Source organism: Microbacterium sp. UBA3394, from assembly GCF_002358725.1.
Taxonomy (GTDB): Bacteria; Actinomycetota; Actinomycetes; order Actinomycetales; family Microbacteriaceae; genus Microbacterium; species Microbacterium luteum.
Window position 1 is genome coordinate 1 of the sequence record NZ_DEPK01000122.1, and the last position, 12,151, is coordinate 12,151.

The following is a 12,151-nucleotide window of genomic DNA, read 5'->3' on the forward strand; positions in this document are numbered from 1 at the left end:
GTCGTCGTCGGCGTCAACACCGATCACGTCGAGGACGAGCACATCTCCCTCGACCAGGTGATCGACGCGTATCGGTCGCAGCTGGCCTTCACCGAGGAGCAGGGCGCCGCTCCCGTGCTGATGGCGTCGCGCCATCTGGCGCGCGCCGCATCCTCGGCCGAGGACTACCGCCGCGTCTACCGCGAGGTGCTCGGCGCGGCGCAGGTGCCGGTCGTGCTGCACTGGCTCGGCACCGCGTTCGACCCGACCCTCGAGGGGTACTTCACTTCGACCAAGCTCAGGACAAGCGGGTCGGCCGACTGGCGCGAGGCGTCCGAGGTGCTCCTGGAGATCATCGGCGAGAACACCGACAAGGTCGCCGGGGTGAAGATGAGCCTCCTCGACGCCGACGCGGAGGTGTCGGTGCGAGAGCGCCTCCCCGAGGGCGTGCGCATGTTCACCGGCGACGACTTCAACTACGTCGGGCTCATCGGCGGGACCGACATGCCGGACGTTGCGGCCGGCGACGTTTCGTCTCGCTCCGCTCGCTCAACGACCGAGGGGGCGGCGGGCGACGTTTCGTCTCGCTCAACGACCGGGGAGACCGGGGAGGCCGGGGGCGGGCGGACCGGGGAGGGTTCGAAGCGCGGATACTCCGACGCGCTCCTCGGCGCGTTCGCGGCGATCACCCCCGTCGCCTCCGCCGCGATCCAGGCGCTCGACGCCGGCGACGGCGCTCGATACCGCGAGATCCTCGAGCCCACCGAGGAGCTCAGCCGCCAGGTCTTCGCCGCGCCGACGTTCTACTACAAGACCGGGGTCGCGTTCCTGTCGTGGCTGAACGGCCACCAGCCGGCTTTCCAGATGGTCGGCGGTCTCCACTCCGCGCGCAGCCTGCCGCACCTGTCCCGCATCGTCGAGCTCGCCAACGCCTCCGGCGCCTTGGAGCGGCCCGAGCTGGCCGCCATCCGATGGCACGGGATGCTGCGCCTGAACGGCGTGGACGTTCCGGGGGTGATCGCGTGAGCGTCGATCCGCGCCTGTCGATCAACCAGGGCACCCTCAAGCACGCCGACCTCGCCACGGCGCTCGCGGCCACATCCGGTGCGGGCGTCCCCGCGATCGGGCTGTGGCGCGAACCGGTGCAGGAGGTGGGCCTCGCGACGGCTGCGTCGATGCTCGCCGACTCCGGGCTGCGGTTCACCACGCACTGCCGCTCCGGCTTCTTCACGATGCCCGAGGGCCCCGCTCGCCGCGCATCCCTCGACGACAACCGGGTCGCCGTCGAGGAGGCCGCCACGCTCGCCGCGGCGGGAGCCGAGGGATCCACCGCGGTGCTGGTGCTCGTCGCCGGCGGTCTGCCCGAGGGCTCCCGAGACCTCATCGGCGCCCGCGAGCGCGTGCGGGACGCCATCGGCGAGCTCGCCCCGTACGCCGCCGAAGCGGGCGTCACCCTCGCGATCGAGCCGCTGCATCCGATGTACGCCTCCGACCGCTGCGTCGTGTCGACGCTCGGCCAGGCGCTCGACATCGCGCACGACTTCGACCCGTCCGTGGTGGGTGTGACCGTCGACACCTTCCACATCTGGTGGGACCCGGATGTGCTCCCGCAGATCGAACGTGCCGGTCGCGAGGGGCGCATCGCCACCTATCAGGTGTGCGACTGGAAGACGCCGCTCCCGGCCGACGTGCTGCTGAGCCGGCACTACCCGGGCGACGGCGTCATCGACTTCGGGCCGATGACGCGCGCGGTGGTGGATGCCGGGTACACCGGCGACATCGAGGTGGAGATCTTCAACGCCGACGTGTGGGCGACCGACCCGGCCGAAGCCGTGCGACGCACCTCCGACGGCTTCACGGCTGCCGTCACGCCGCACCTTCCCGCGGTCGTTCCCGCCTGATTCCGCGCGAGCGAGCCCCTAGAATCCTGCACGTGACCCGAACACCCTCGACCGCCCGCAGCGCGGCCACCCTGCACGACGTGGCCCGCGAGGCAGGGGTGTCTCTGGCGACGGCCTCCCGAGTGCTGAACGGCTCCACGCGCAAGGTCGCCGAGAGCTACCGCGAGAAGGTGGAGGCGGCCGCTGAGCGCCTCGGCTACACAGCGAACCTCTCCGCGCAGGCGACGGCGCGCGGCACCTCCGCCGTCGTGGCCCTGCTCGTCGCGGACATCGCCGACCCCTACTTCGGCCAGCTCGCCTCCGGCGTCGCACGCGGCGCCGACGAGGCGGGCCTGGTCGTCACGATCGCCATCACTGAGCGCGACCCGGCGCGCGAGGTCTCGCTCGTCCGTGCGCTGCGCGGTCAGCGCCCGCGGGGCCTGATCCTGGCCGCCTCCCGAACGACCGGCCCCGACGCCGCGGGGCTCGACCCCGAGCTCGAGGCGTTCCAGGGCATGGGCGGTCGGGTCGTCATGCTCGGACCCGCGCCCGACAGCATCCGCTCGGTCGCCGTCGACAACCGCGGCGGGGCCCGCGCGCTCGGGGCACGTCTGCGCGAACTCGGCTACCGCGAGGCCGTCATCGTCGGCGCGCGCGAGGGCATCCAGACCTCCGACGACCGCATCGCGGGGTTCACGCACGGCTTCACCGCCGACGGCGGGCGCATCCGCTGCGTCGTTCGCGGCGGCTTCACCCGCGACGCCGGGTACGCCGCCACCGAGGCGCTCCTGCACGATGAGGTGCCCCCGGGCACGGTCATCTTCGGCATCAGCGACGTCGTCGCGATCGGCGTGATGTCGGCGGTGCGGGATGCCGGGCGCGATGTCGGCGCCGACATCGCCGTCGCCGGCTTCGACGACATCGCCACGGGCCGCGACATCCGGCCCGGCCTCACCACCGCGCACGTGCCGCTCGATGAGCTCGGCTATCGCGCGCTGCACGCCACCGTCGACGAGGAGTGGGACGCCTCCCAGCCGCCCCTGCCCGTCGAGGTGGTCGTGCGCGGCAGCACCCCGCCCCGCCCCTGACCTCCCCGCGCGCCGCCGGCCCCGGTGAACAACACAGGAGATCCGCGTCGGATCGGACTGAAGCCGCGCCGACGGGCCCGCTGCGCGCCGGATCTCCTGTGTTGTTCACGGCTGGCCGCCGCCGCCGACGTGGGAGAACGTTTCCCAGGCGGATAGAGTGGCGCGAGCGAGAGGAGGCCGCATGCCGCGCCCACCGAAACGGGTGACCATCGCCGACGTCGCCGCGAAGGCGGAGGTTTCACTGTCGACTGTGTCACGCGTGCTCAACGGCAACGTCACCGTCGACCCGGCGATGGCCGAGCGCGTGCGCGCCGCGGCCGCCGAACTCGACTACTCCGCCAGCCCCCTCGCCCGCAGCCTCGTCCTCGGCCGCACCCAGACGATCGCCGTGGTCGTGCCCGATCTCGGCAACCCGACGTTCCAGGAGATCCTGCGCGGCCTCAGCCGCGCGGCCGGAACCGCGGGCTACCACGTGCTCGTCGCCGACTCCGCCGAATCCGTCGACGAGGAGCGGGTGCTCGCCCTCACGACCCGACGCCGCACCGACGGCGTCGTGCTCTGCGCGCCGCGCATGGATGACGACGCCCTCGCGGCGTCTCTGCGCGAGCTGTCGCCGGTGGTCGTCGTCAACCGCGACGTCGACGGAGCCCCGGTGGTCGGGGCGGACTACCGGTCCGCCTTCGCGGAGATCCTCACCCACCTGCACGGCCTCGGTCACCGTCGCTACGTCTTCCTCTCCGGCAATCCGCGCAGCGCATCGAACGCCGCGCGCGTCGACGCGATCACCGCGTTCGCCGACGCGCACGCCGAGGTGGAGATCACGCAGCTCCCGTGCGGGGTCGACGTCGACAGCGGTGCGCGGGTCGCGCCGGAGGTGCGCGCCTCGGGCGCGACCGCCGTGCTGGCCTACAACGACCTCGTCGCCATGGGGGTCATGGGAGTGCTGCGACGCGATGGCGTGCGCATCCCCGAAGACCTCTCGGTGACCGGGTTCGACGACATCCCGTTCTCGCGCTGGACCTCGCCCACCCTCACCACCGCGGCGGTGCCGGCCGAAGACCTCGGCGCACGCGCATGGGAGGCCATGCAGGATCTGCTCACCGGCGCTCCGGCGGAGCCCGCCGCGCACTGGCTCCGCCCCGTCGTCGCGCTGCGCGAGAGCACGGGACCCGCCCCGTCCTGAGCCACCGCCCCTCCCCCGCACAGAAGCACGAGCCGCCACGCGTGTTACACTGAGAAAACGTTTCCTGAGGAGCCATCGATGACCCACCTCCGCTACGCACTCGCCGGCGCCGGCGCGCGCGCCCAGATGTACGTCGACGCGATCACGACGACGTACGCCGACCGCGCCTCGCTCGTGGCGATTCTCGAGCCGAACCCGGTGCGTGCGCAGTTCCACGCCGACCGCGTCGCCGAGAGCGGCAAGCCCGCGCCGCTGATCTACTCCCCCGATCGCCTGGAGGAGATGATCGCCGCAGAACAGGTCGACCGCGTGATCGTCTGCGCGCGCGACGACCTGCACGCCGAGCTCATCGTGCGGTCGCTGGATGCCGGTGCCGACGTCGTCGTCGAGAAGCCCCTCACGATCGACGCCGCCAGCGCCGCCGCGATCGAAGATGCGATCGACCGCACCGGACGCGACGTGGTCATCACCTTCAATTACCGCTACTCCCCGCGCAACAGTGCGCTGCGGCAGATCCTGCAGGAGGGCACGATCGGGGAGATCACCTCGATCGACTTCTCCTGGATGCTCGACACCAAGCACGGCGCAGACTACTTCCGCCGCTGGCACCGCGAGAAGGAGCACTCCGGCGGCCTGCTCGTGCACAAGTCCAGCCACCACTTCGATCTCGTCAACTGGTGGCTGCGGTCCATCCCCACCCGCGTGTACGCGTCAGGCGGGCTGCGCTTCTACGGCGCGGAGAACGCCGACGCACGCGGACTCGGCGCGCGGGCTCCGCGCGGAAGCCACGACGACGCCGGCGCCTTCGAACTCGACCTGCGGGCCGACGCGAACCTCAAGGCCCTGTACTTCGATGCCGAGGAGCACGACGGATACCTGCGCGACCGCGACGTGTTCGGCGAGGGGATCACCATCGAGGACAACCTCGCGCTCGTGGTCGACTACGCCTCCGGCGCGACCCTCAGTTACTCCCTCAACGCCCACGCGCCCTGGGAGGGCTATCGCGTGGCGGTGAACGGCACGAAGGGGCGCGTCGAGCTCGAGGTCGTCGAGCGCGGCGCCGTGCTCGCCGACGAGGGCCTGCATCCGGTGCTCGACCCGAGCGCGGTCGACGCCGGCTCGTCCGGATCGCTGCGGCCCGAAGGCGAGCGCCTGCTCGTGCAGCGTCACTGGGAGGCCGCGACCGAGGTCGAGATCGAGAACCTCGCGGGCGGGCACGGCGGCGGCGACCGTCTGCTCCTGGCCGACGTCTTCGAGGGGCCGGGCGATGACCCGCTGCAGCGTCCTGCCGACTGGCGCGACGGCGTGCGCTCCATCTCGGTCGGCATCGCCGGCAACCGTTCGCTCGCGACGGGCATGCCGGTGCGTGTGGCCGACCTCGGCATCCGCTTCCTCGCCGCGAGCCCGGAGACGGTGCCGGCGTGACGCGCATCGTCGTCACCGGTGGCGCCGGCCGCCTCGGGCGCTCGCTCGTGGCCGGTCTCGCCGATGCCGGACACGAGATCGTCTCGCTGGATCGCGAGGTCTCGGATGCGGTCGAGCTGACCTCGCGGGACGCGGTCACGCAGGCGGCCGTCGACCTCACCGACGCAGACACCGCAGCCGCGGCGGTGGCGGATGCGCGGGCCGACGCGCTCGTGCACCTCGCCGCGATCGCCGTGCCGTTCAGCGCACCCGAAGACGTCATCCTGCGCACGAACGCCGCGCTCGCCCTGAACACGATGTCCGCGGCCGTCGCCGCCGGTGTGCCGCGGATCATCACCGCGTCGAGCCCCACCGTGATCGGATACGGATCCCCCACCGGATGGGTGCCGCCGTCGATGCCCCTCGACGAGTCCACGCCGACCCGGCCGTGGAACGCCTACGCCCTGTCGAAGCTGCTCGCCGAGCAGACTGCGGCGATGCTCGCGCGCCAGACCGGCGACGCGACGCGGTTCGCGGCGTTCCGGCCGTGTTACGTCATCGCGCCGGAGGAGTGGGAGGGAGCCGTCACGCAGCAGGGGCACACCGTGCGCGAGCGCCTCGACGATCCGGCTCTCTCGGCACCGGCCGTGTTCAACTACGTCGACGCCCGCGACGTCGCCGCCTTCGTCGACGTGCTCCTTGCCGCGATGGGCGACATCCCGAACGCCGAGACCTTCTTCGTCGGCGCCGACGACGCGCTCGCGCGCGAACCGCTGTGCGATCTCGTGCCGCGCTTCCACCCCGGAACCGAGGAGGTCGCGGCGGGCCTTGTCGGCACGACCCCGGCGTTCACGAGCGCGAAGGCCGCGCGCCTGATCGGATGGCACCCCACCCGCACCTGGCGCGACGAACTCGCCGCCGCGGACGCCCGCGCCGCGGGATCGTCCCCCGACTCCCGAAAGGACACCGCCGCGTGAGCACCGGAATCGCCTTCGACGGCATCCTCTTCTTCCCCGTCACCCCCTTCGACGCCGACGACCGCGTCGACGACGAGCTGCTGCGGCGTCACGTCGGCACCACGATGGAGCACGGCCCGGGCGGGGTGTTCCCGGCGTGCGGCACGGGCGAGTTCCACGCCCTGTCGACGGATGAGGCCGCGCAGGTCGTGCGGTCCACGGTCGAGACGGTCGCCGGACGCGTTCCCGTCGTCGCCGGCGCCGGCGGTCCGCTCGGCCACGCGATCGGGGTCGCACGCGCGGCTGCGGATGCCGGGGCCGACGCGCTCCTCGTCCTCCCGCCGTACCTCGTCGGCGGTCCGCAGGCGGGCCTGATCGCCTACGTGGAGGCGATCGCGGCGGCATCCGATCTGCCCGTCGTCGTCTACCACCGCGCCAACGCGCAGTACTCCGTCGATGCGATGCGGCACCTCGCGCGCAATCCGAAGGTCATCGGCTTCAAGGACGGGGCGGGCGACATCGGCACGGCGCAGCTGATCGTGCGCGCGGTCGCCGAGGAGGGCCGCGACGACTTCGCCTTCTTCAACGGCCTGCTCACCGCCGAGCTCACCCAGGGCGCGTACCGCGGCATCGGCGTGCCGCTGTATTCCTCGGCGGCGTTCGCGATGATCCCGGAGGTCGCCGCCGCCCACTACCGTGCGTACATCGCCGGCGACGAGGACCGCCGCCTGCAGCTGCTCGACGGGTTCTTCCGCCCCCTCGTCGCGCTGCGCGACGAGACCCCCGGCTTCGGCGTCTCGCTCATCAAGACGGGCCTGCGGCTGTCGGGGATGCCGATCGGCGGCGTACGCGCCCCGCTCGTCGACCCCTCGCCCGCCCAGGAGGAGCGCCTGGCCGAGATCCTCGAGGCCGGGCGGGCGCTGCTGTGACCGCGGTCGCTGCGGCGGAGCATCCGACCGTCGCGACCTTCGAGACCCGGCTGATCCGGGTGCCGCTGACGCGCCCGTGGGGCGCCGAGGTCACCTCCGTCGGTGTCGTCGAGACGCACGTGGTGCGCTCGGACGGAGCGGAGGGCTGGGGCTTCTCGTGGACGCCGCAGATCGGCGCCGAAGCCGTGCACGCGATGCTCGCGAACGACGTCGCCGACTTCGCCCGCGGGCGTTCGGCAGACCCGGGTGCGGAGTCCCTGGCGCTGTGGCAGCGCCTCCACGAGGCCGGTGGCGGCGGGGTCACCACCATCGCGATGGCCGGGCTCGACCTCGCGCTGTGGGATGCGGCGGCGCGCGAGCGGAGCACGTCGCTCACCGGGTTCCTCGGCGGGCAGCGTCGCAGCGCCCCCGCCTACGGCTCCGGCGTGAACCTGCACTACCCCATCGAGGATCTCGTCGCCCAGGCGCGACGGTGGGTGGATGCCGGCTTCGACGCCGTGAAGGTCAAGGTCGGCAAGCCCGACGTCGCGGAGGACCTCGACCGCATGCGTGCGGTGCGCGAGGTGCTCGGGCCCGATCGCGCGCTCATGATCGACGCGAATCAGCGCTGGGACCTCGACCGCGCGACGCGGAACCTCGAGGTGCTCGCCGAGGTGGCGCCGGCGTGGATCGAGGAGCCGCTGCGCGCCGACGACCTGGCCGGGCACATCGCGCTGTCCGAGCGCCTGGCCGCCTCCAGCCGCATCCCGATCGCCGTGGGCGAGAATCTGCACAACGTCTTCCGCTTCGACGACTTCCTGCGCACCAGCGCCGCCCAGATCGTGCAGCCGAACGTCGTGCGCGTCGGCGGCATCACGCCGTTCCTGGGGATCGCCGCCGTCGCGGCCGAGTACGGTGCCGCCGTGCATCCGCACCTGCTGCCCGAGCTCTCGGGACAGCTGGCGCTGTGCCTGCGCGGTGTCCCCGGCGTGCCGGATCCGCTCGTCGAAGACGTCGAAGACGCCGGCTTCGGCGAGCTCGGCGCCCTGCGGGACTCCGCGCCCGTCCGCATCCACAACGGCGCCCTCACCGAGACCGACCATGTCGGGCTCGGCATCCGCTTCACCTGACCGCCCGCGACCACTCGGGAGCAACCATGAGCACCAGCATCACCGACCTCGACCGCCTCGTGTCCGCCGCCGCGAAGGCCGCGCCCGTGTGGCGCGCCGCGTCGGCCGACGACCGCGCGCGCTGGCTGCGCGCCGCCGCCGACGCACTCGACGCGCACGCCGACGAGCTCGTCGCGATCGCCGACGAGGAGACCCGCCTCGGCGAGACCCGCCTTCGCGGCGAGGTCGCCCGCACGACCGGCCAGCTGCGCCTGTTCGCGAGCGTCGTCGAGGAGGGGTCGTACCTCGAGATCACGATCGACGACGCCGACGGGGCCGCCACCCCGCCGCGCCCCGAACTGCGACGGATGCTCACCGGCGTCGGCCCGGTGGCGGTGTTCTCGGCCTCGAACTTCCCCTTCGCGTTCTCCGTCGCCGGCGGCGACACCGCTTCGGCCCTCGCGGCCGGGAATCCCGTGGTCGTGAAGGCGCACTCCGGCCATCCCCGCCTGTCCGAGCGCACCGCCGAGATCGTCGCCGCAGCCCTGGAAGCGGCGGGAGCACCCGCCGGCTCACTCGGTCTCGTCGAGGGTCGCGAGGCCGGCAACGCCCTCGTGCAGCATCCCTCCATCCAGGCCGCCGGGTTCACCGGCTCGCTCGGCGGCGGACGCGCCCTGTTCGATCTCGCGACCGGGCGAGAGGACCCCATCCCCTTCTACGGCGAGCTCGGCAGCGTCAATCCCGTGGTTCTCACCCCGGCCGCCGTCGAGCGGCGCGGTGAGGCGCTCGCGCAGGGCCTGGTCGCCTCGTTCACGCTCGGGGTCGGGCAGTTCTGCACCAAGCCGGGTGTGGTGTTCGTCCCGGCCGGATCCGGCTTCGACGAGCTCCTCGCGCGGCTCGTTCCGGGCGCATCCGGTGGTCCGCTGCTGACCGACCGCATCACCGCGGCGTTCCCCTCCGGTCTCGCGCACCTCGAGGCCGACCCGTCGGTCTCGGTCGTGGCCGGATCCGCCGAACAGGCCGAGGGCACCGCGCAGCCGGTCGTGCTGAGGACCGACGCCGCCGCCGTCGCGGATCGGCCCGAGACGCTGCTCGAGGAGTGCTTCGGCCCCGTGACGCTGCTGGTCGAGTACGCCGACGACGCCGCGCTGCAGCGCGCCCTGGATGCCGTGCCGGGCAGCCTCACGGCCACCCTGCACGCAGAGGACGACGACGCCGTCGACGACGTGCTCGAGGTGCTGCAGCGCAAAGCCGGACGCGTGCTGTTCGCCGGCTGGCCCACCGGCGTGGCGGTGACCTGGTCGCAGCAGCACGGCGGGCCGTGGCCGGCGACCACCTCGCTGCACACCTCGGTCGGCGCGACGGCGATCCGCCGGTTCCTGCGGCCGATCGTCTTCCAGGACGCCCCGCAGCGTCTGCTGCCCCCGGTGCTGCGCGATGACGCCTTGCGGTCGCTCCCGCACCGCCGTAACGGCATCCTTACCCTCCCCTGACGCGGCGCCGCCGGGGCTGGGGGGCGAGCCGCAGGGCTCCGGCGACGTTGGGGCGGTGACGCCGCGGGCCGGCGAGCCGCGGGGCTCCGGCGACGCTGGGGCGATGGGCCGCGTCCCGGCTCCGGCCGGGCGGCCGCGCCGGGCGGGTGGGCTCCGGCCCGACGGTGGGGCGATGAGCCGCGTCCCCACTCACGTTGTGCCCCAACTCAGGCTGGGCGAACCGAACGGCCCGGACTCCGGCCTCCCGGCCGTACCCGTGATCCTCCATCCTGAGTTAGTGCACACATCGGGTGCGACACCGGGCAGCATCGAGTCGAGCCCTTGCCGCGCCGGTCGACAGACGACAGAGGGTGCCGAACGCCCGCACGTGGTGTCACCTGTCGACGTCTCGACGGGCGACGTGCACCAACTCAGGCTGGGGACCACGAGCCGCCCGAATTCCGACCTCTCGACCGTACCCGAACTCCCCGAGCCTGAGTTGGTGCACACGTCGGGTGAGACACCGGTGCGGCATCGAGTCGACCATCCGGTGCCGCGCGGGAGACAGACGACAGAAGGCGCCGAACGCCCGCACGTGTGTCACCTGTCGGCGTCTCGACGGGCGACGTGCACCAACTCAGGCCGGGGAACCACGAGCCGCCGGAATTCCGGCCTCTCGGCCGCATTCGAACTCCCCGAGCCTGAATTGGTGCACGCGATGGGACGGCAAGCGAAGGCCACGCGACGGCGGCGGCATGCGACAGGGCGGCCACGCGACGGCGCGCACGACGACGGCGGCGGCGGCGCACGACGGGTGGCACGCGACGGGGCGGCACCGCCGTGACATGTGCAGCAACTCAGGCTGGATGGCACTCACCGGGCCGGGAAATCGATACCAGGCCGCATCTGGACCTCCTCAGCCTGAGTTAGGCACCAGCACGCGGGCGGAGGAAGGTCGGGGCGACCGGGGCCGGGCGACCGGGGCCGGGCGGAGGGGCCGGGCGGACGGGGGCGGGCGGACGCCGGCGGGGTCAGAGGCGGGCCGGGGTCGGGCGGACGGCGGCGGGTCAGAGGGATGCGGCGAGCGCGGCGCCGGCCTGCGCGAGCCAGGTCGCGGGGTCGGCCATGGCCGCCTCCGGCGTTCCCGCCAGGTCGGTCAGCGACGCGGTTGCGACGAAGGCCGAGGTGTCGGCGTCGGGCGAGATGCGGCCGGCGACGAGCATCGCGGGCACGCCGGCAGCCGCCGCCAGGTGGTGCACCCGGGACGGCACCTTGCCGGCGGCCGACTGGCCGTCGAACGCGCCCTCACCCGTGACGACGACGGCGGCGCCGCCGATCGCGTCGGCGAGCCCGATGAGCTCGGCGACCTCTTCGGCGCCGGGAACGAGCTCGCCGCCCCACAGGCGCAGGGCGAAGCCGGTACCGCCGGCGGCACCCGAACCGGGAGCGCCCGGGTCGACCCCGACGAGGTCGGCAAGGCGGGCGAGCGCCGCATCCACCGCCGGGATGTCGTCCCCACACAGACCCTTCTGCGGACCGAAGACGGCTGCCGCTCCCCGCGGTCCCGTCAGCGGATGCGTGACGTCGCTCAACACACGGACGCCGCCGGCTGGAAGCGGGGCGAGACCCGACAGATCGACCTCCACCACATCGCCGAGTCCGCGCGCACCGGGAGCGACGGGCGCGCCGTCGACGTCGAGCACGCGCGCGCCGAGCGCGGCGAGCATCCCCACTCCCCCATCCGTCGACGCGCTCGAACCGATCCCGAGGACCAACCGCGAGACGCCGTGGTCGAGCGCGGCGGCGATCGCCTGCCCGAAGCCCCGCGTGTCGGCGTCGAGCGGCCGGAGTCGCGGGGGCGTTCCCAGCAGCTCGATGCCCGAGGTGCCGGCGAGTTCGACGACACCGGTGCCGTGCGCGGCGTCGGCGGTCGGCGGAAGCAGCAGCCAGTACGCCTCGACGGACGCGCCCTCCGGGCCATCGACCGTCACTGGCATGAGCGTCGCCCCGGGCACGGCCGCCGCGAAGGCGGCGACGGTGCCTTCGCCGCCGTCCGCCATCGGCCGGTGCACGATCCGGTCGCCCGGACGCACGCGGCGCCACCCCGCTTCGAGCGCGTCAGCGGCGGCGTCTGCTGCGATCGAGCCCTTGAACGAGTCCACCGCGAGCACC

Annotated in this window: 10 protein-coding genes; 9 read left to right on the plus strand and 1 reads right to left on the minus strand. The window is 73.3% G+C overall.

Annotation, left to right across the window (positions count from 1 at the left end):
• From B4E30_RS07585 to B4E30_RS07625, 9 genes are all read left to right on the plus strand, one after another.
• The coding region (locus tag B4E30_RS07585; protein ID WP_286794437.1) for a DUF993 family protein at positions 1–1,005 on the plus strand (1,005 nt) is incomplete at its 5' end.
• A complete protein-coding gene (locus B4E30_RS07590; RefSeq protein ID WP_286794439.1) occupies positions 1,002–1,880 on the plus strand; it encodes a sugar phosphate isomerase/epimerase family protein in 879 nt (292 codons plus the stop codon). The genes B4E30_RS07585 and B4E30_RS07590, both read left to right, overlap by 4 nt.
• A gap of 32 nt (positions 1,881–1,912) precedes the next feature.
• Positions 1,913–2,947, plus strand: coding sequence for a LacI family DNA-binding transcriptional regulator (locus B4E30_RS07595; protein WP_286794441.1), 1,035 nt, complete (start codon positions 1,913–1,915; stop codon positions 2,945–2,947).
• Positions 2,948–3,128: 181 nt separating this feature from the next.
• Complete coding sequence (locus B4E30_RS07600; protein WP_286794443.1) at positions 3,129–4,130, plus strand: LacI family DNA-binding transcriptional regulator; 1,002 nt, start codon at positions 3,129–3,131, stop codon at positions 4,128–4,130.
• Positions 4,131–4,208: 78 nt separating this feature from the next.
• Positions 4,209–5,555, plus strand: a complete 1,347-nt coding sequence (locus B4E30_RS07605; protein ID WP_286794445.1) for a Gfo/Idh/MocA family protein — start codon at positions 4,209–4,211, stop codon at positions 5,553–5,555.
• Positions 5,552–6,511, plus strand: a complete 960-nt coding sequence (locus tag B4E30_RS07610; protein WP_286794448.1) for an NAD-dependent epimerase/dehydratase family protein — start codon at positions 5,552–5,554, stop codon at positions 6,509–6,511. The genes B4E30_RS07605 and B4E30_RS07610 overlap by 4 nt, the downstream gene beginning before the upstream one ends.
• Before the next feature lie 8 nt (positions 6,512–6,519).
• A complete protein-coding gene (locus B4E30_RS07615) occupies positions 6,520–7,419 on the plus strand; it encodes a 5-dehydro-4-deoxyglucarate dehydratase (RefSeq protein WP_286794456.1) in 900 nt (299 codons plus the stop codon).
• The gene (locus B4E30_RS07620) at positions 7,416–8,528 is read left to right on the plus strand and encodes a mandelate racemase/muconate lactonizing enzyme family protein (protein WP_286794450.1); all 1,113 of its coding nucleotides are present in this window, start codon (positions 7,416–7,418) and stop codon (positions 8,526–8,528) included. Before B4E30_RS07615 ends, B4E30_RS07620 begins: the two co-directional genes overlap by 4 nt.
• 26 nt (positions 8,529–8,554) lie before the next feature.
• Complete coding sequence (locus tag B4E30_RS07625; RefSeq protein ID WP_286794452.1) at positions 8,555–10,000, plus strand: aldehyde dehydrogenase (NADP(+)); 1,446 nt, start codon at positions 8,555–8,557, stop codon at positions 9,998–10,000.
• 1,046 nt (positions 10,001–11,046) lie between these two features.
• Here B4E30_RS07625 and B4E30_RS07630 read toward each other — a convergent pair.
• Positions 11,047–12,150 (minus strand): glycerate kinase, encoded by a 1,104-nt coding sequence (locus B4E30_RS07630; protein ID WP_286794454.1) that lies wholly within the window; start codon positions 12,148–12,150, stop codon positions 11,047–11,049.
• Position 12,151: the final 1 nt, after the last annotated feature.

Excerpts from the sequence above, each read along its gene's own strand:
- B4E30_RS07600 (WP_286794443.1), top strand. The coding sequence starts at position 3,129 with ATGCCGCGCCCACCGAAACGGGTGACCATCGCCGACGTCGCCGCGAAG.
- B4E30_RS07605 (WP_286794445.1), top strand. The coding sequence starts at position 4,209 with ATGACCCACCTCCGCTACGCACTCGCCGGCGCCGGCGCGCGCGCCCAG.
- B4E30_RS07625 (WP_286794452.1), top strand. The coding sequence starts at position 8,555 with ATGAGCACCAGCATCACCGACCTCGACCGCCTCGTGTCCGCCGCCGCG.